Source organism: Acidovorax sp. FW305-C-20-28, assembly GCF_058783375.1.
This window is the reverse complement of the sequence record NZ_JBYSYM010000014.1, coordinates 68,715-86,262: the sequence shown is the minus strand read 5'-3', so window position 1 is coordinate 86,262 and position 17,548 is coordinate 68,715. Positions and strand designations below refer to the sequence as shown.

Below are 17,548 nucleotides of genomic sequence, written 5' to 3'. Positions count from 1 at the left end.
GCAGGAGGCCCCCCGGAAAAGACCTCAGGCGGCCGGCTGGGCCAGCCACTCCTCGGCGAGCTTGACCCAGTAGGTCGCGCCCAGCGGAATCAGGTCGTCGTTGAAGTCGTAGCTCGGGTTGTGCAGCGTGCAGGGGCCACCGCCATGGCCCATCTCGCGGTGTGCACCGTCACCGTTGGCGATGAAGCAGTAGGCGCCGGGCTTGGCCTGCAGCATGAAGGCAAAGTCCTCGGCGCCCATGGTGGGCTCCTGCACCAGCACATTGGCCTCGCCCACGATGCCGGCCATCACCTTGCGCGCAAAGTCGGCCTCGGCTGGCGAGTTCACGGTGGGCGGGTAGTTGCGGTGGAAGTGGAACTCGCAGGTGGCGTCGTGCGCGGCGCAGGTGTGCTCGGCCACCTGCTTCATGCGCTTTTCGATCAAATCCAGCACCTCGATGGAGAAAGTGCGCACCGTGCCTTGCAGCTCGCAGCTGTCGGGCACCACGTTGGTGGCCTCGCCCGCGTGCACCATGGTCACCGAGATCACGCCCGCATCCACGGGCTTCTTGTTGCGGCTGATGATGGTCTGGAAGGCCTGCACCATCTGGCACGCGATCGGCACCGGGTCGATGCCGTTGTGCGGCAGTGCCGCGTGGCTGCCCTTGCCACGGATGGTGATCTTGAACTCGTTGCTCGACGCCATCACGGGGCCGGGGCTCACCGCGAACTGGCCCACGGGCATGCCGGGCCAGTTGTGCATGCCGTACACGGCCTCCATGGGAAACTGCTCGAACAGGCCGTCCTTGATCATCTCGCGCGCGCCACCACCGCCCTCTTCGGCCGGCTGGAAGATCAGGTACACGGTGCCGTCGAAATTGCGGTGCTTGGCGAAATGCTGCGCCGCAGCAAGCAGCATGGCCGTGTGGCCGTCGTGGCCGCAGGCGTGCATCTTGCCGGCGTGCTTGCTGGCATGGGCGAAGGTGTTGAACTCCTGCATGGGCAGGGCGTCGATGTCGGCGCGCAGGCCGATGCCGCGGCCGTTGGCCCCTCCGTCGCGCCCCTTGACGATGCCCACCACGCCCGTGGTGCCCATGCCGCGGTGGATGGGAATGCCCCATTCCGTGAGCTTGGCGGCCACCACATCGGCCGTGCGCACCTCTTCGAAGCACAGCTCGGGGTGGGCGTGAATGTCCCGGCGCACCGCTGCAATACTGGCCGCCTGGGTGACGATGGAGTCAATAACGTTCATGATATGTGTCCTTACGATTTCACAGTCTAGCCCGAGAGCAACCTATGTGCCAACCCGGGTTAATCACCAGTCAAAGCCCATGATTTCCTCCCACGCCCTCGACCTTGCGCAGACCCTGGTGCGCATGAACACCGTGAGCCAGAACTCCAACCTGGAGCTGATCCACTTCATCCGCGACCACCTGGCCAAACTGGGCGTCACGAGCCGCCTGACCTACAACGCCGACAAGACCAAGGCCAACCTGTTCGCTACGCTGGGCGAAGGCAAGGCCAGCGGCATCATCCTCTCGGGCCACACCGACACTGTGCCCTGGGATGGGCAGGATTGGACGATGGACCCCTTGAGCGCCCTCGTCAAGGACGGCAATCTGTACGGCCGCGGCAGTGCCGACATGAAGGCCTTCATCGGCATCGCCGTCTCGCACGCCGAACAGTTCCTGGCCAGCGACGCGTCGTTTGCCGTGCATTTCGCCTTCAGCTACGACGAGGAGGTCGGCTGCTTCGGCGTGAAGGAGCTGATCGCCGACCTGCGCGACGCCAACATCCGCCCGCTGGCCTGCATCGTGGGCGAGCCCACGAGCATGGTGCCGGCCATCGCGCACAAGGGCGTTTACCGCTACAAGTGCTGCGTGCGCGGCAAGGAGGCGCACTCCTCGCTCACGCCGCATTCGGTGAACGCCATCGAGATGGCGGCGCGCGTGGTGGGCCGGGTGCGCGACATGGCCGAGGGCTTCGAGCGCGACGAGCCGCGTTTCGAGGGCTTCGACGTGCCCTTCTCCACCGCCAGCGTGGGCCAGTTCCACGGCGGCATCGCCGACAACGTGGTGCCGCGCGACGCCGAGTTCCGCTACGAATTCCGCGACCTGCCCACGGCCAATGCCGCGCAGATGCAGTCCGAGGTCGTGGCTTACGCCCGCTCGCTCGAACCCTCGATGCAGAAGGTGGCGCCCCAGACCGGCTTCAGTTTCGAGACCATCTGCGAGATCCCGAGCTTCCTGGGCAGCAAGGACGACGCCGTGACCCGCCTGGCACAGGAACTGAGCGGCGAAAAGGGCACCACACTGGTGGCCTTCGGCACCGAAGCCGGGCTGTTCAAGAACGCCGGCATCCCCACCGTGGTCTGCGGCCCCGGCAGCATCCAGCAGGCGCACCAACCCGACGAGTATGTGAGCCTGGAGCAGCTCGGCCGCTGCGAGGCCTTCATGCAGGGCCTGGCATCGACCAAGGCCTTTGGCTGAGGCCCCGAAGGGTCGTCAGGTCCTCACGCGCCCGTCGCCGGTCAGCATCGACATCTCGACGAAGCTCGAGGCTGCATGGTCGGTGGCGCTGTAGGACACCTGGAAGCCCGAGATGGTCTGGCTGCCCAGGCCTTCGAGCCCGGCAATCAGGCCGTCGCGGGTGATCTTGCCGCTGCCGTTGGCCTGGCGCAGGCCTTCGGCAAAAACGCGTGCCGCCACGAAACCCTCCATGCTGGAGTAGTTGGCCTGCACCTTGTCGCCGCCCCTCTTGATGGCCTCCAGGAACTCGCGCGTGATCTGGCGCGAGGGTTGGTAGGGCGAGGGCATGACCTGCGAGACCACCACGCCGGCGCCGTCCTTGCCCAGCTCGTCGGCCAGGGCCTGGGTGCCCACGAAGGACACGTTGTAGAACGTGCCGCCAAAGCCCGCCTTGCGCGCCGCGCGCACAAAGGCGGCGCTGCCCGCATAGGCGGCGATCTGCACCACGGCATCGGGCTTGGCGGCCACCAGCTTCTCGACGGCGGCCTTCACGTCCACCGAATTGCGCTCCACTGTCGCCGTGGCCACGGGCGCCAGCTTCTGCTCGGTCAGCGCGCGCACCACGCCGTCGAGCCCGGCCTTGCCATAGGCATCGTTCTGGTGGAAGACCGCGATCTTCTTGAGCCCCAGGTTGGTGAGCTGGCGCACGATGAGCGCGGTTTCGTCGTAGTAGGACGCACGCACATGGAACACCAGCCGGTTGAACGGCTGGCGCAAGGCCTCGGCCCCGGTGAACGGGCCGAAGAACGGCACCTTCTCCTTGGTGAACAGCGGCAGCGCCGCCAGGCTGGTGGGGGTCCCGATGTAGCCGAACAGCGCGAACACATCGTCGGCCATGAGCTTTTTGGTGTTCTCGGCGCAGCGGTCGGGCTCGTAGCCGTCGTCGAGCGTGCGGATCTCGACCTGCCGCTTGCCCACGCCGCCCTGGGCATTGAGCTGGTCGAAGAACAGCTTGGCCCCCTGGTGGAACTGGATGCCCAGTTGCGCCGCCGGGCCCGTGAACGGGGCCGACTGGCCCAGCACGATGCGTCCTTCGCCCTGCGCCCGGGCGGTCTGAAAACCGGCGAGCGCCACGGCGCCCAAGCCGGCGGAAAACTGCCTGCGCCCCCAGACAATGTGGTTCATGGTGAAATCCCGGTTCCAATAAAAAAATCCAAGGGCGGTGCGCCTTTGGTGCGCCCGGACGGGCCGCGCCACAAGCGCGCCACCAACCCTGCCAGCCAGTTTAACGACCAGCCCCACCCATGCCCACGATTTCGGCCCCTGTTTCTGCAGATTCCGCCCCCCTGGTGGTGCGCGGCGCCTGCCCCCACGACTGCCCCGACACCTGCGCGCTGATCACCACCGTGGTCGATGGCGTGGCCACCCGGGTGCAGGGCAACCCCGAGCACGCCCACACCGATGGCGTGCTGTGCGCCAAGGTTTCGCGCTACACCGAGCGCAGCTACCACCCCGAGCGCGTGCTCACCCCGCTCAAGCGCAGCGGCCCCAAGGGCAGCGGCCAATTCACCCCCGTGAGCTGGGACGAGGCCCTGGCCGACATCGCGCAGCACCTGACCACCATCGCCGCGCACGACCCCGAGGCCATCCTGCCCTACAGCTACGCGGGCACCATGGGCATGGTGCAGGGCGAAAGCATGGACCGGCGCTTCTTCGCCCAGCTGGGCGCCTCGCTGCTGGACCGCACCATCTGCGCCTCGGCCGGTGCCGAGGCCCTGGTGCAGACCCTGGGCGGCAAGGTGGGCATGAAGGTGGAGTTCTTCGCCGAGGCGCAGCTCATCCTGATCTGGGGCAGCAACTCCATCGGCAGCAACCTGCACTTCTGGCGCTATGCGCAGCAGGCCAAGCGCAACGGCGCCAAGCTGGTCTGCATCGACCCGCGCAAGACCGAGACGGCCGACAAGTGCCATGAGCACATCGCCCTGCGCCCGGGTACCGATGCCGCCCTGGCCCTGGCACTGATGCACGAACTCATCGTGCACGATTGGCTGGACCATGACTACATCGCGCGCCACACCCTGGGCTGGGAAGGCCTGCGCGAGCGCGCCCTGCAATGGCCGCCCGAGCGCGCGGCCGAGGTCTGCGGCATCTCCGTGGAGCAGATCCGCCAGTTGGCAAAGGACTACGGCACCACCAAGCCGGCCGCCATCCGCCTGAACTACGGCATGCAGCGCGTGCGCGGCGGCGGCAATGCCGTGCGCGCCGTCACCTGCCTGCCCGCGCTCACGGGCGCCTGGCGCCACCGCGCGGGCGGCATGCTGCTGTCGAGCTCGGGCCAGTACCCGGTGCAGCGCGCCGTGCTGCAGCGCCCCGACCTGCTCGCGGGCCGCCGGCCGCGCACCATCAACATGTCCACCATTGGCGACGACCTGCTGCGTCCGGCCTCGCCCAGCTTCGGACCCCAGGTGCAGGCCGTGGTGGTCTACAACAGCAACCCCGTTGCCGTGGCGCCCGATTCGGGCAAGGTGGTGCAGGGCTTTGCGCGCGAGGACATTTTCACCGTGGTGCTGGAGCATTTCCGCACCGACACGGCCGACTACGCCGACTACGTGCTGCCCGCCACCACGCAGTTGGAGCACTGGGACGTGCACCTCTCGTACGGCCACACCGACGTGGTGCTCAACCGCCCGGCCATCGCACCGCTGGGCGAGGCCCGCTCCAACGCGCAGATCTTCCGCGACCTCGCCGCACGCATGGGCTACACCGACCCCTGCTTTGCCGACGACGACGCCACCCTGTGCCGCCAGGCCTTCGGCGATGCAGTGGACTTTGCCGAGCTCGAAGCCCGGGGCTTTGCCACGCTGGCCATGCCCGACGCGCCGTTTGCGGAGGGCAACTACCCCTCCCCTTCGGGCAAGTGCGAGTTCTACAGCGCACGCCTGGCCGCCCAGGGGCTCGACGGCCTGCCCGACCACCTGCCCAACTACGAGCTGCAGGGCAGCTCGGCCGCCTACCCGCTGGCCATGATCTCGCCGCCCGCGCGCAACTTCCTCAACTCGACCTTCGTCAACGTGAAGACCCTGCGCGACATCGAGGGCCGGCCGCTCCTGGAGATCCACCCCGACGACGCCGAGGCGCGCGGCATTGCCAACGACAGCGTGGTGCGCGTGTTCAACGCCCGCGGCAGCTACCGCTGCCACGCCAGCGTGTCGCGCCGCGCGCGGCCCGGCGTGGTCAACGGCATGGGCATCTGGTGGCGCAAGCTGGGCCTGGATGGAACCAACGTCAACGAGATCACCAGCCAGGCCCTGACCGACCTGGGCCGCGCCCCCACCTTCTACGACTGCCTGGTGGAGGTGGAGGCGGTGGACGAGGCGGCCTGAACCGTCACGCCCCGGGCGCCAGCGCCAGGTAGTGGTGCACCACGGGCTTGTCCGGGCCCTGGTGGAAGCGCAGCGCCTGCGCCTGCAGGTCGGCATCGGCCTGGGAAACCCGGTCGTGCTGGCGCAGGTGCTCGGCCCAGGATTCGACCAGGAACCATTCGATCACGCGCCCGGGCTCGCCCGTGTGCTCGGCCACGCCCCAGGCATAGGCCCCGTCGCGCCGGCGCTCCGCGGCCACCAGCTGCATGGCCTGCAGGAAGGCCGGCTGGTCCTCCTTGCGGATGCGGTACTCCACCTGCACCATGACCGGGCCGCGGTCCTGCGCCACAGGCTCGGCCAGCAGGGGCTCGGGCCAGTGGCGCGAGGGCTGCAGGTCCGCCTCGCCCGTGGGCAGCTTCACGCGGTGGAACACGAAGGCCACCACCACCAGCCCGGCCGCGCCGAGGAGCAGTGTGGTCGCCACCCCGAGTTGCCCCGCCACCAAGCCCCAGCCCAGGCTGCCGGCCGCCATGGCGCCGTTGAATACCATGAGGTAGATGGCCAGGCCGCGTCCACGCACCCAGTTGGGCAGCACCGCCTGGGCCACGCCGTTGAGCGTGGTGAGCGCAATGATCCAGCCCAGGCCCAGCACCAGCATCAGCGCCACGGCGGCCCACTGCGGGGGCGCCAGAGTCAGCACGGCCATCACGCCGGCCGTGAGCAGCGACGCGGTGAGCACCAAGCCATCGGTGTCGAGGCGGCGGCGCAGTTTCGGCAGCAGCACGGCGCCCAGGATGGCACCCGCCCCCACAGCCCCCAGCAGCACGCCGTAGAACCCGGCCGAGCCGCCCAGCATGCGCCGGGCCACCAGGGGCAGCAGCGCCCACACGGAGCTGGCGAACAGGAAGAACACAGCGGCGCGCAACAGCACCACATGCAGCTCGCGGCTGGCCCGGGCATAGCGCACACCGGCGCGGAAGGCGCCGAAGAACTGCTCGCCGCGCCCCGTGTCCACCGCCGCCGGCCGGCGCCACCACAGCAGCGCCGCGATCACGAACACATAGCTCAGCACGTCCAGGCCATAGGCCGCGGCCGCGCCGAAACTGGCCAGCAGCAGCCCGCCCACCGCCGGGCCCACGGCGCGTGCGATGTTGATGCCCAGCGAGTTGAGCGCCACGGCGTTGCGCAGCTCGCTGCGCGGCACCAGCTCGGGCACGATGGACTGCCAGGTGGGCCCCATCAGTGCTGCACCCACACCGCCCAGGAAGGTCAGCGCGATCAGGTACTCCACCGTGAGCGTGTGGGTGTGGGCCAGCAGCAGCAGGGCGCCGCTCACCCCGGCCAGAAGGACCTGCACGGCAATGAGGAAACGCCGCCGGTCCAGGATGTCCGAGAGCACGCCGGCCGGCAGCGCCAGCAGGAAGACCGGCAGCGTGGCCGCCGTCTGCACCAGGGCCACGGCCGTGGGGCTGGTGGACAGCTCGGTCACCATCCAGGCGCTCGCCACGTCGCGCATGAAGCTGCCGATGTTGCCCAGGATGGTGGCGGCCCACAGCACCGCGAACACCGGCAGGCGCAGCGGGGCAAACGCGCCGCCGCTGGCTGCCGCTGCGGGTTGCGCGGAGGGGTGTTGGTGATCATGCGCCATGCAGGCCTCCCAGGTCGTACCAGGCCACAAGGACGAATCCGCCCGCCAGGCCCCAATGTTCGAAGAATGCGTTGGCCGTGGCCCGGCGCTCCGCCGGGGCAGCCTGCCAGAAACGGTCGGCCACAAAGGCGGCCAGCACCGTGAAGCCCGCCAGGGCGAGTGCCCCCAGCCAGCGGTACCAGCCCGAGACCACGAGGGCCGAGGCCCCGAGTTGCAGCGCGATGGTGGCCAGCGCGATGGGCGCGGCCGGCGCCAGGCCGAAGTGCCGCATCTCGGCCACGGCACCTTTGAGGTCGCGCGCCTTGGCAATGCCACCCTGCAGGTAGGCGGCGCACAGGCACAGCAGGGCCAGCGACTGCACCCAGGGTGCGGTCGCTGCGGAGTGGAGGGCCTCGGCCATCACACCGCCCAGCAGGCGCAGCCGAGCGCCCCCCAGAAGCCCTTGAGGTCGGCAATGGGCAGTTGGCTGCTCCAGGCCGTGGCGTGCTGGTGGCCGTGCACATTGCAGTCGTTGGCGCAGGCGCAGGCGGCCGCCGCGCGGCGCATCACGGCCTGCAAGGGCACGCCTTCCTTGTCACCCCAGGCGCCATAGCCGCCGAAGGTGCGCACAGGCGACCAGTCGGGCATGGCCGGCGGCGGCGCGGCGCCATCGTGCGCAGCGAAGTCGCCCGCGCCGTAGACCACCTTGCCGCCCACCACGGTGAGCAGGGCCGTGGTGTCGGCGATGTCGGATTCGGGGCAGGCGAAGAAGTCGCGGTCGGGCACCACCAGGTCGGCGAGCTGGCCCACCTCGATGCGGCCCTTCTTGCCCTCTTCGTTGCTGAACCAGGTCACGTTCTCGGTCCACATGCGCAGCGCGGCCTCGCGGTCCAGGCAGTTGCGCTGGGGGGTCAGCTGCAGGCCGCCCACGGTCTTGCCCGTGACCAGCCAGGACAGCGACACCCAGGGGTTGTACGAGGCGACGCGCGTGGCATCGGTGCCGGCGGAGACTTTGACGCCTTTTTCGAGCATGCGCTTGACGGGCGGCGTGGCCTCGGCCGCGCCAGCGCCGTAGCGCTCGACAAAGTACTCGCCCTGGTAGGCCATGCGGTGCTGCACGGCCACGCCGCCGCCCAGCGCGGCGATGCGGTCGATGGAGCGCTCGGAAATGGTCTCGGCGTGGTCGAAGAACCAGTTCAGGCCGGCCAGCGGCGTGTCCTGGTTGACCTTCTCGAACACGTCGAGCGCGCGGGTGATGGTCTCGTCGTAGGTGGCGTGCATGCGCCAGGGCCAGCGGTTCTGCGCGAGGATGCGCACCACCTTTTCGAGGTCGTCCTCCATCTCCGGGCCCATTTCGGGCCGGGGCTGGCGGAAGTCCTCGAAGTCGGCGGCCGAGAACACCAGCATCTCGCCCGCGCCGTTGTGGCGGAAGTAGTCCGTGCCCTGCTTGTACTGCGAGGTGGCCGTCCAGTTCAAAAAGTCTTCCTTCTCCTGCTTGGGCTTTTGCGTGAACAGGTTGTAGGCCAGGCGGATGGTGAGCTGGTCGGCATCGGCCAGTTCCTGGATCACGGCGTAGTCGTCGGGGTAGGCCTGGAAGCCCCCGCCCGCGTCGATGGCGCCCGTCACGCCCAGGCGGTTGAGCTCGCGCATGAAGTGGCGCGTGGAATTGACCTGGTAGTCATGCGGGAGCTTCGGGCCCTTGGCCAGCGTGGCGTACAGGATGGCGGCATTGGGCTTGGCCAGCAGCAGGCCCGTGGGGTTGCCCGCGCTGTCGCGCACGATCTCGCCGCCCGGGGGCGCGGGTGTTTCGCGGGTGTAGCCCACGGCGCGCAGCGCGGCGGCGTTGAGCAGGGCGCGGTCGTACAGGTGCAGGATGAACACCGGTGTATCGGGCGCCACGGCATTGAGCTCGGCAATCGTGGGCAGGCGCTTCTCGGCGAACTGGTGTTCGGTGAAGCCGCCCACCACGCGCACCCATTGCGGCGCGGGCGTCACGGCCACCTGGCGGCGCAGCATGGCCATGGCATCGGCCAGGCTGCGCACGCCGTCCCAGCGCAGCTCCATGTTGAAGTTCAGGCCGCCGCGGATGATGTGCAGGTGGTTGTCGATGAGGCCGGGCAACACGGAGCGGCCCTGCAGGTCGATGACGCGCGTGCCGGGGCCGGCCAGCGGCAGGATCTCGCGGTCCGTGCCGACCTGGGTGAAGCGGCCGCTCTGGATGGCCACGGCGCTGGCCGTGGGCTGGGCCCGGTTGAGCGTGGTGAAGCGGCCGTGGTGCAGGATCAGGTCGGGCGTGCTGGTCTGGGCCATGGGAGGGGTTCTTTCGGGGACGGGAGGGGAAGGCAGGGGCCGCAGTATCGGGCACCTGCCGGGTAAGAAGGATGAAAAGACGGGGCCAAAGCCCCTGCCGTCAGCCTTCGTGGGCGTTGAACATGGTCTTGGCGTAAGTGATCCCCAGACCGTACCCACCGCCGAACTTCTTGGCGATGCCCGTCGTCATGTCATAGGTCTCCGTGCGGGCCCAGTCGCGCTGCAGCTCCAGCAGGTACTGCAGGGAAGTGATGGGCCGGGCGCCGGCCTGCACCATGCGCTCCATGGCGCGGTTGTGGGCCTCGGTGGAGATGTCGCCGCTGGCGTCGGCGATCACATAGACCTCGAAGCCCTGGTCCAGGGCCGACAGGGCCGGCCCGACGATGCAGACACTGGTCCACAGGCCGGCCAGCACGATGCGCGGCTTGCCGATGGCGTTGATGCGCTCGATCACGGCAGCATCCTCCCAGGTGTTCATGGAGGTGCGGTCCAGCAGGGCCTGGCCGGGGAATGGAGCGGTGACTTCCTCGAACATGGGGCCCGAGAAGCTCTTTTCGGCCACGGTGGTGAGGATGGTCGGCACCTTGAACCCGGCCGCCGCGCTGGCCACCAGGCCGGCGTTGGAGCGCAGCGTGATCGCGTCGATGGAGTGCGTGGCAAAGGCCATCTGCGACTGGAAGTCGATCATCACCAGGGTGTGGTCGTTGGGGGTGAGCAGCGTGGAACCGGCGGTGGGCTTGGCGATGGGCATCATGGGAATTTCCTGGAAAGTGATGAAAGCGATGAAAAGGGGCTGAGCAAGAACCGGGCTCAGCGGGGCATGGTGGGCAGCTCGTTGGGGCGCAGGTCGAACACCAGCACCTCGGCCTGTTCGCCGTCGGCAAAGCGCAGCGCCTCGGGTTCGCGGATGCGGGCGCCATCGCCTTCGGACAGGCGCTCGCCGTTGACCGTGAGGCTGCCACGGGCCACATGCACATACACATGGCGGTCGGCCCCCACGTCCAGCGTGGTGGACTCATCGCCGTCGAACAGGCCGGCATAGACCCGGGCGTCCTGGTTCACGGCCAGGGAGCCGTCCGTGCCTTCGGGCGAGATGATCTGGCGCAGGCGGCCGCGCTTGTCGGCCTCGCTGAAGTGCACCTGCTGGTAGCGGGGGGCGGCACCGCGCACACCAGGCACCAGCCAGATCTGCAGAAAGTGCACGGGCTCGTCGCCCGAGTGGTTGAACTCGCTGTGCTCCACGCCGATGCCGGCACTCATCATCTGCACATCGCCAGGGCGGATGACCGAGCCTGTGCCCATGGAGTCCTTGTGCTCCAGAGCGCCTTCGAGCACGTAGGAGAAGATTTCCATGTCACGGTGGCCGTGGGTGCCAAAACCCTTGGAAGGGGCCACGCGGTCGTCGTTGATCACCAGCAGGTCCGAGAAGCCTTGCTGCTTGAGGTCGCGGTAGTGGCCGAACGAGAAGGTGTGGCGCGAGTGCAGCCAGCCGTGGTTGGCGTTGCCGCGTTGGTGGGCTTTGCGGATGTCGAGCATGGTGATTTCCTTTCTTCAGATTCGATGCAGTTCACACTGGGCGCCTGGGCCTGCCATCCGGCAGTTTTCAGAGAGCTGCAGTGCTCGGGTGAAGAAAGTATCTCGCCGCAGAGGGGGCCTTAGGTTGAAACATCAGCGGCTCTATGATCGATAATTTCGATGATGAAAATTCCGCGCCTTCCAACATGCTGAAACTGACCCTGGAAGCCATCGAACTCGTGGACGCCATCGCGCGGCACGGCTCCTTCGCCGGCGCGTCCGAGCAACTGCACAAGGTGCCCTCCACCATCTCCTATGCCGTGGGCAAGCTGGAGGAACAACTGGGCTTTGCCCTGTTCACGCGCAACGGGCCGCGCGTGACCCTCACGCCTGCGGGGCAGGAGATGCTCAAGGAAGGGCGCTGGCTGCTGGTGGCCGCCGGCCACCTGGAATCGCGCATGCGCCAGATCGCCACGGGCTTCGAGTCGGAGCTGCGGCTGGTGCACGACTCGCTGATCCCCACCAGCGCCTTCAACGACGACATCTGCGCCTTCGAGGACCTCAACTGCGGCACGCGCCTGCGCATTGGCTGCGAGGCGCTCACCGGCACCTGGGAGGCGCTGCGCGAGGGCCGGGCCGACATCATCGTGGCGGCTGGCGAAGGCCCGGCCGGCGGCGGCTACAAGGCCGTGGCCGTGGGCAGCCTCGCGTTCGCCTTCTGCGTGACGGCCACGCACCCGCTCGCGCAACTCAAGCGCCCGCTGGCGCGCAACGACCTGCTGGAGCACACGGCTGTGGTGGTGGGCGATGGCGCGCGCTCGCTGTCGGACCGCACGGTGGGCCTGCTCGCGGGGCAGCGGCGCATCACCGTGCCCTCCATGGCGGCCAAGATCGCCTGCCAGAGCGCAGGCCTGGGCCATGGCTTCGTGCCGCGCGCCTGCGTGCGCCACGAGCTGGAGAGCGGCATCCTGGTGGAACTGGTGGTGCAGGAGCCCCGCGCCGACGAAACCTTCTGGCTGGCCTGGAAGCCCGAGCACATGGGCGAGGCGCTCAAGTGGTGGCGCCAGCGGCTGGACCGGCCGCTGCTGCCGGGGATCCTGCCGCATTGAAGCCGCCGGGGCCAACGCCCCGGCGCCAGGCTTCAGCCCAGCCGCTGGAGCACGGCGTGCGCGCCCTGCTCCGACGAGGCCGGGTTCTGCCCGGTGATCAGGTTGCCATCGACCAGCACATAGGGCGCCCAGTCGGCCCCCTTGGAGTACTGGCCGCCATTGGCCTGGAGCATGTCTTCCACCAGGAAGGGGACCACCTTGGTCAGTTGCACGGCCTCTTCCTCGGTGTTGGTGAAGCCGGTGACCTTCTTGCCGTCGACCAGCGGCTTGCCGTCCGGTGCCTTGGCATGGCGCAGCACGCCGGGGGCATGGCAGACCAGGGCCAGGGGCTTGCCGGCGGCAAAGGTCTTCTCGATGAGCGCGATCGACTGGGCGTCCTCCGCCAGGTCCCACAGCGGGCCATGGCCGCCGGGGTAGAACACGGCGTCGAAGTCCTCGGCGCGCACGCTGGCCAGCACCACGGTGTTCGCCAGCGCCTTCTGTGCGTCGGCATCGGCCTTGAAGCGGCGCGTGGCATCGGTCTGCGCGCCCGGGTCGTCGCTCTTGGGGTCCAGCGGGGGCTGGCCGCCCTGGGGCGATGCCAGCGTGATCTGCACGCCCGCGTCCTTGAACACGTAGTACGGCGCGGCAAACTCTTCGAGCCAGAAGCCCGTCTTCTTGCCGGAGTCGCCCAGCCGGTCGTGCGAGGTCAGGACCATCAGGATCTTTTTCGTCATGGTGTGGCTTTCAGGGGGGTGGATGAAATGGAAGGTTCTTACAATGCCGCTTCGAGCACGCGGCGGCTCACCGCCAGGGTCACGTCGCGGTGTTCGCCCAGCGTGACCATGCCGTGCGCTTCGAGCTGCGCCACCAGCTTGGGCACGCTGTCCGCGCCCACGCCGTAGGCCGACAGGCGGGTGGGGATGCCCATGCGCTCGAAGAAATCGCGCGTGGCGGCAATCGTGGCGTCGATGCGCTCGTCATCGGTGCCGCTGCGGATGCCCCAGACCCGTTCGCCGTACTGCAGCAGCTTGGCGGCCTTGGCTGCGCGTTGCGCATGGAGCAGCGAGGGCAGCACCACGGCCAGCGTGCGCGCGTGGTCGATGCCGTGCAGGGCCGTCAGTTCGTGGCCGATCATGTGCGTGGTCCAGTCCTGCGGCACGCCGGCACCGATCAGGCCGTTGAGCGCCAGGGTGGCCGTCCACATCAGGTTGGCGCGGTCGGCATACACCGGCTCGGGTGCGGCCAGGATGCGCGGGCCCACCTCGATCAGCGTCTGCAAAATGCCCTCGGCAAACCGGTCCTGCACCACGCCGTCCACCGGGTAGGTCAGGTACTGCTCCACCGTGTGCACGAAGGCATCGACCACGCCGTTGGCCAGCTGCTGCGGCGGCAGGGTGTAGGTCTTGGTCGGGTCGAGCACCGAGAACACCGGGTAGGTGTGCTTGCTGCCGAACGCCAGCTTGGCGCCCTTGGCGCGGTGCGTGATGACGCCGCCGTTGTTCATTTCCGAGCCCGTGGCGGGCAGCGTGAGCACCGAGCCGAAGGGCATTGCGCCGGTGACATTGCGGCCATGCTGCTCCAGGATGGTCCAAGGGTCGCCACCGTCGAACTGCACGGCTGCGGCGATGAACTTCACCGCGTCGATCACCGAGCCGCCGCCCACGGCAAGCAGGAAGTCGAAGCCGCCCTCGCGGATCTGCGCCACGGCCTTCATCGAGGTCTCGTAGCTCGGGTTGGGCTCGATGCCGCTGAAGGTGGCGTGCTGGCGCGCGCCGAGCGCCGTGCGCACCTCGGCCAGCGTGCCGGTCTTCTCGGCGCTGGCGCCGCCCACCAGGATGAGCACCTTGGCCGCGGCGGGCACCAGGGTGGCGAGGTCGGCGATGCGGCCCTTGCCGAAGGCGATGTGGGTAGGGTTGTGGAAGTCGAAGTTGAGCATGGGGGGTCCGTGGGGTTGTGGTGGTGAAAATTGGAAAGGAAGTTGATTGAAGTAGACCGGTCGGCTAGTTAATCAAATGAGCAGTGTTTGGACTGGAAACCTTTGTGTTTAGGCGGGCTGGTGAGATGCCTTGGCTTTGCCCGTGGCGGCGCGTGTGGCCTTCGGCGTGGCGGATGCCCATTGGGCACCGAGCCCGGCATCCTCGCCGCCCAGCAAGGCATCCGTGGCGCGGAGCGCGTGCTCGAACGAGGAGCCATCGCGCCGCAGCTTGGCCAGCAGGCTGGCGCCCAGCCACATTTCGTAGAGCGTGAGCGCCATGGCCTCGGGGTCGGTGGTCGCCGGCACCGAGCCGTCCTGCACGGCCTCGCGCAGGCAACGGGCGAGCCGCGCCACGATCTGCGTGGTGCCATCGCGCAGGGCGATGCGCATGGTGTCCGACATGTCGGCCACCTCGGCGCTGAGCTTGACCACCAGGCACTTGCTGCCCTCTCCCGCACCGGCATCGCAGGCCGGGCCGTCCACCCCGCACTGCGACACGTTCCAGTAGGCCCAGTAGCGCATCAGCCGCACGCGGGCGGGCTGGCCATCGGGCGCCAGCATCTGCTCGAGGTGGGCCAGGTAACGCTCCATGTAGCTGGCCAGCAGGGCCTCGCCAAAGCGCTCCTTGGAGCTGAAGTAATGGTAGAACGAGCCTTTGGGCACGCCGGCCGCGGCCAGGATCTCAGCCAGCCCCACGCCCACAAAGCCCTTGGTGGCGATGAGGCGCTCGCCACAGCGAAGGATGTGGGTCTTGGCGGAGGGTTGGCCGGTGGTCACGGGGGCTATTATGCGCCGATTAGACCGGTCGTCTAGAACCCTGGCAAGCCGACCCTGCCGTCAACAGGGTCAGCGTGCTTCGAGCAGCGGCGGCAGACGCTCGGCCAGCATGTCGATGACCACGCGCGTCTTCAGGGGCAGCGCCCGCGCCTGCGGCCACACGGCGCTGAGCGCATAGCCAAAGGGCTGCGGCTCCTGCAGCACCTTCTGCAGCCGGCCCTCGGCCACGGCGTCGGCCACCAGCCAGGCGGGCAGGCGCGCCAGGCCCACGCCTTGCATGGCGGCCATGGCGGCGACCTCCAGGCTGTTGCAGCTGAAATGAAAGCGCGAAGGTGCGATGAAGTCGATCACACGCCCCGCATCGTCGTTGAATTGCCAGGGGTGCGGCCCGGTCTCGCGTGCATAGCCGACAAAGCTGTGCGCCGCTGGCTCGGCAACCAGTGCCTGCATGTCCGCCGGCCGGCCATGTGCCGCCAGGTAGGCCGGCGAGGCATACACACCCATCCACTGGTGGCCGAGCGGCCGTGCAACCAGCGCCGCGCTGTCGCCCAGCGGGCCGCTGCGCACGGCCAGGTCGATGCCCTCTTCGATGAGGTCAATGCGCCGGTCGCTGAACGCCAGCTCGAAAGCCAGCTCGGGGTGGCGCTGGCCCAGCTCCATGAGCAGCGGCGCCAGGCGCACGCGGCCGATCAGCTCGGGGGCGGTGATGCGTACGCGCCCGCTGGGCACGAGGCGTCCGACTTCGAGCGCGGCGTCGGCCGCATCGAGCTCATCGAGCGCACGGCGGCAGCGCTCGTAGTAGGCCTGGCCGTTCTCGGTCAGGCTCTGGCTGCGCGTGGTGCGCTGGAACAGCCGGGTGCCCAGGCGCTCTTCGAGCCGCGCCACGCTCTTGCCCACGGCCGAGCGTGTGCGCCGCAGGCGCTGCGCGGCCAGCGCGAAATTGCCGGCCTCGACGGCCGCGACAAAGGCTTCGATGCCTGCAAGGCGTTCGCTCATTGGTTCTTTTCAGTCGCCATTCATGGGATGAAATGGCGTCACTGCAGAGTGGATATAGCCAATAGCATGGCCCATCTTTTCTCGAACCGCAAGGAGCCCGACATGGCCGAACCCCACACTTCCCACCGCTGGCAGATCACCGATTTCGGCCGCCAGCACCTGCAGCGCGCCGAGGTGCCCGTGCCCCCGCCCGGCCCCGGCCAGATCCTGGTGCGCGTGGAAGCCGCCTCGCTGAACTACCGCGACCTGATGATCACCGACAACGCCTACGGCTGGACGCCGCCGCTGCCCTTCGTGCCGGGGTCCGACCTCGCGGGCACGGTGCTGGCCGTGGGCGACGGTGTCACGCGCTGGCGCGGTGGGGAGCGCGTGATCAGCACCTTCATGGCCGGCTGGATCGATGGCGCCATGCCGCCCGAGGCGTTTGCCTTGGGCGGCCCGGGCCCCGGCACGCTGGCCTCGCATGTGCTGCTCGACGCCCAGTGGGCCGTGGCCGCGCCCCGCACACTCGACGCAGCCCAGGCCAGCACCCTGCCCTGCGCCGCGCTCACGGCCTGGTTCGCGCTGGTCGAACAGGGCGCGCTGCGCGCCGGACAGACGGTGCTGATCCACGGCACCGGCGGCGTGGCCCTGTTCGGTCTGCAGTTCGCGCACATGCACGGGGCCCAGGCCATCGTGGTCTCGGGCGCACAGGACAAGCGCGAGCGGGCCCTGGCACTGGGCGCCAGCCAGGTGCTGGCGCGCGACGCCGACTGGCCCGCCGCCGTGCGCGAACTCACGGGCGGCCGCGGTGCCGACCAGGTGCTGGAAACCGTGGGCGGCCCCAACCTGGGCCGCTCGCTGGAGGCGCTGGCGCAAGGCGGCCGCCTGTCGGTGATCGGCGTCCTCGCGGGCGGCGAAATCAGCGGTTCGGCCTACCACGCGATCCGCAGCCGCGCGACCCTCCAGGGCCTGAGCGTGGGCCACCGGCGCGCGCTGGAGGACATGGTGCGCGCCATCGACGTGAACGCCCTGGCGCCGGTGATCGCCGCCGAGTACGCCTTCGACCAGGTGCCCGAGGCCTTTGCGCACCTGGAACGCGGCGCCTTCGGCAAGGTGGTGGTGCGGTTCTGACGCACACCTATGCAGTCAATCCGAGGTCAGCCGTTTGGCGGGCTTGCGGATTGCGCTGCTGGGCTGGCTTCCTGTGCGCCCTTGAGATCGGGATCTGTCTTCCGTAGCCTGCGCACCCCGGAAATGATGCTGACCACCACACACGCGATGAGCACCGCCCCAGCGAAACCAAGGATCAAAAGCTCTCGAAGCCACATCGCCACGAAACGCCAGACATCGAAGTCCCGCTCGCTGGGAAATAGACATACCTCGGAGTAGTAGATCAAGGAGATCACCAACGCCACAGTGCCTGCCAAGAAGGCGATCATTCGCAAGAGCGCCAGTGCAGTGCCTTCT

At 68.7% G+C, this 17,548-nt stretch carries 16 protein-coding genes; 4 read left to right on the top strand and 12 right to left on the bottom strand.

The annotated features are described in order from the left end of the window. Positions 1-24: 24 nt before the first annotated feature. Positions 25-1,230: a M20 aminoacylase family protein gene (locus AC3WOH_RS17225; RefSeq protein WP_492230505.1), complete on the bottom strand. Its 1,206-nt coding sequence runs from the start codon at positions 1,228-1,230 to the stop codon at positions 25-27. Positions 1,231-1,309: 79 nt separating this feature from the next. Here AC3WOH_RS17225 and argE point away from each other — a divergent pair, with 79 nt between their 5' ends. Beyond that, complete coding sequence (gene argE / locus AC3WOH_RS17220) at positions 1,310-2,467, top strand: acetylornithine deacetylase (RefSeq protein ID WP_492230504.1); 1,158 nt, start codon at positions 1,310-1,312, stop codon at positions 2,465-2,467. Between the two features lie 15 nt (positions 2,468-2,482). Here argE and AC3WOH_RS17215 read toward each other — a convergent pair whose 3' ends face one another. Next, positions 2,483-3,631 carry an ABC transporter substrate-binding protein gene (locus AC3WOH_RS17215; protein WP_492230503.1) on the bottom strand — a complete coding sequence of 383 codons (1,149 nt, stop codon included), beginning with the start codon at positions 3,629-3,631 and terminating at the stop codon, positions 2,483-2,485. A 119-nt stretch (positions 3,632-3,750) separates the two neighbouring features. On the opposite strand from AC3WOH_RS17215, the gene AC3WOH_RS17210 reads away from it, so the two are divergent. Then, positions 3,751-5,829, top strand: a complete 2,079-nt coding sequence (locus tag AC3WOH_RS17210; protein ID WP_492230502.1) for a molybdopterin-containing oxidoreductase family protein — start codon at positions 3,751-3,753, stop codon at positions 5,827-5,829. A 4-nt stretch (positions 5,830-5,833) separates the two neighbouring features. Here AC3WOH_RS17210 and AC3WOH_RS17205 read toward each other — a convergent pair whose 3' ends face one another. The 5 genes from AC3WOH_RS17205 to AC3WOH_RS17185 form a co-directional block, all read right to left on the bottom strand. Further along, positions 5,834-7,456, bottom strand: coding sequence for an MFS transporter (locus tag AC3WOH_RS17205; protein ID WP_492230501.1), 1,623 nt, complete (start codon positions 7,454-7,456; stop codon positions 5,834-5,836). Next, entirely contained in the window at positions 7,446-7,856 is a 411-nt protein-coding gene (locus AC3WOH_RS17200; protein ID WP_492230500.1) for a DoxX family protein, read from the bottom strand. The genes AC3WOH_RS17205 and AC3WOH_RS17200 overlap by 11 nt, the downstream gene beginning before the upstream one ends. Next, a complete protein-coding gene (locus AC3WOH_RS17195; protein WP_492230499.1) occupies positions 7,856-9,745 on the bottom strand; it encodes an amidohydrolase in 1,890 nt (629 codons plus the stop codon). Before AC3WOH_RS17195 ends, AC3WOH_RS17200 begins: the two co-directional genes overlap by 1 nt. Positions 9,746-9,845: 100 nt before the next feature. After that, on the bottom strand, positions 9,846-10,496 hold the full coding sequence (locus tag AC3WOH_RS17190) for a hydrolase (protein ID WP_492230588.1): 651 nt from the start codon (positions 10,494-10,496) through the stop codon (positions 9,846-9,848). A gap of 59 nt (positions 10,497-10,555) precedes the next feature. Further along, positions 10,556-11,281 (bottom strand): pirin family protein, encoded by a 726-nt coding sequence (locus AC3WOH_RS17185; protein ID WP_492230498.1) that lies wholly within the window; start codon positions 11,279-11,281, stop codon positions 10,556-10,558. 185 nt (positions 11,282-11,466) lie between these two features. On the opposite strand from AC3WOH_RS17185, the gene AC3WOH_RS17180 reads away from it, so the two are divergent. Further along, positions 11,467-12,369, top strand: coding sequence for a LysR family transcriptional regulator (locus AC3WOH_RS17180; RefSeq protein ID WP_492230497.1), 903 nt, complete (start codon positions 11,467-11,469; stop codon positions 12,367-12,369). Between the two features lie 32 nt (positions 12,370-12,401). Here AC3WOH_RS17180 and AC3WOH_RS17175 read toward each other — a convergent pair whose 3' ends face one another. The 4 genes from AC3WOH_RS17175 to AC3WOH_RS17160 all read right to left on the bottom strand — a co-directional run bounded on the left by AC3WOH_RS17175 (position 12,402) and on the right by AC3WOH_RS17160 (position 16,099). Then, on the bottom strand, positions 12,402-13,085 hold the full coding sequence (locus AC3WOH_RS17175; protein WP_492230496.1) for a type 1 glutamine amidotransferase domain-containing protein: 684 nt from the start codon (positions 13,083-13,085) through the stop codon (positions 12,402-12,404). A 38-nt stretch (positions 13,086-13,123) separates the two neighbouring features. Continuing rightward, a complete protein-coding gene (locus AC3WOH_RS17170) occupies positions 13,124-14,287 on the bottom strand; it encodes an iron-containing alcohol dehydrogenase (RefSeq protein WP_492230495.1) in 1,164 nt (387 codons plus the stop codon). Positions 14,288-14,395: 108 nt separating this feature from the next. Beyond that, positions 14,396-15,103 (bottom strand): TetR/AcrR family transcriptional regulator, encoded by a 708-nt coding sequence (locus AC3WOH_RS17165; protein ID WP_492230494.1) that lies wholly within the window; start codon positions 15,101-15,103, stop codon positions 14,396-14,398. Positions 15,104-15,172: 69 nt separating this feature from the next. Next, positions 15,173-16,099, bottom strand: coding sequence for a LysR substrate-binding domain-containing protein (locus tag AC3WOH_RS17160; RefSeq protein ID WP_492230493.1), 927 nt, complete (start codon positions 16,097-16,099; stop codon positions 15,173-15,175). Positions 16,100-16,201: 102 nt separating this feature from the next. On the opposite strand from AC3WOH_RS17160, the gene AC3WOH_RS17155 reads away from it, so the two are divergent. Continuing rightward, positions 16,202-17,212, top strand: a complete 1,011-nt coding sequence (locus AC3WOH_RS17155; protein ID WP_492230492.1) for a zinc-dependent alcohol dehydrogenase family protein — start codon at positions 16,202-16,204, stop codon at positions 17,210-17,212. Between the two features lie 26 nt (positions 17,213-17,238). Here the strand turns inward: AC3WOH_RS17155 and AC3WOH_RS17150 are convergent, their stop codons facing one another. After that, the gene (locus AC3WOH_RS17150) at positions 17,239-17,520 is read right to left on the bottom strand and encodes a hypothetical protein (protein WP_492230491.1); all 282 of its coding nucleotides are present in this window, start codon (positions 17,518-17,520) and stop codon (positions 17,239-17,241) included. Positions 17,521-17,548: the final 28 nt, after the last annotated feature.

Coding starts and splice junctions, on each gene's coding strand:
- AC3WOH_RS17225 (WP_492230505.1), bottom strand. CDS start 1,230: ATGAACGTTATTGACTCCATCGTCACCCAGGCGGCCAGTATTGCAGCG.
- argE (WP_492230504.1), top strand. CDS start 1,310: ATGATTTCCTCCCACGCCCTCGACCTTGCGCAGACCCTGGTGCGCATG.
- AC3WOH_RS17215 (WP_492230503.1), bottom strand. CDS start 3,631: ATGAACCACATTGTCTGGGGGCGCAGGCAGTTTTCCGCCGGCTTGGGC.
- AC3WOH_RS17210 (WP_492230502.1), top strand. CDS start 3,751: ATGCCCACGATTTCGGCCCCTGTTTCTGCAGATTCCGCCCCCCTGGTG.
- AC3WOH_RS17205 (WP_492230501.1), bottom strand. CDS start 7,456: ATGGCGCATGATCACCAACACCCCTCCGCGCAACCCGCAGCGGCAGCC.
- AC3WOH_RS17200 (WP_492230500.1), bottom strand. CDS start 7,856: ATGGCCGAGGCCCTCCACTCCGCAGCGACCGCACCCTGGGTGCAGTCG.
- AC3WOH_RS17195 (WP_492230499.1), bottom strand. CDS start 9,745: ATGGCCCAGACCAGCACGCCCGACCTGATCCTGCACCACGGCCGCTTC.
- AC3WOH_RS17190 (WP_492230588.1), bottom strand. CDS start 10,496: ATGCCCATCGCCAAGCCCACCGCCGGTTCCACGCTGCTCACCCCCAAC.
- AC3WOH_RS17185 (WP_492230498.1), bottom strand. CDS start 11,281: ATGCTCGACATCCGCAAAGCCCACCAACGCGGCAACGCCAACCACGGC.
- AC3WOH_RS17180 (WP_492230497.1), top strand. CDS start 11,467: ATGCTGAAACTGACCCTGGAAGCCATCGAACTCGTGGACGCCATCGCG.
- AC3WOH_RS17175 (WP_492230496.1), bottom strand. CDS start 13,085: ATGACGAAAAAGATCCTGATGGTCCTGACCTCGCACGACCGGCTGGGC.
- AC3WOH_RS17170 (WP_492230495.1), bottom strand. CDS start 14,287: ATGCTCAACTTCGACTTCCACAACCCTACCCACATCGCCTTCGGCAAG.
- AC3WOH_RS17160 (WP_492230493.1), bottom strand. CDS start 16,099: ATGAGCGAACGCCTTGCAGGCATCGAAGCCTTTGTCGCGGCCGTCGAG.
- AC3WOH_RS17155 (WP_492230492.1), top strand. CDS start 16,202: ATGGCCGAACCCCACACTTCCCACCGCTGGCAGATCACCGATTTCGGC.
- AC3WOH_RS17150 (WP_492230491.1), bottom strand. CDS start 17,520: ATGATCGCCTTCTTGGCAGGCACTGTGGCGTTGGTGATCTCCTTGATC.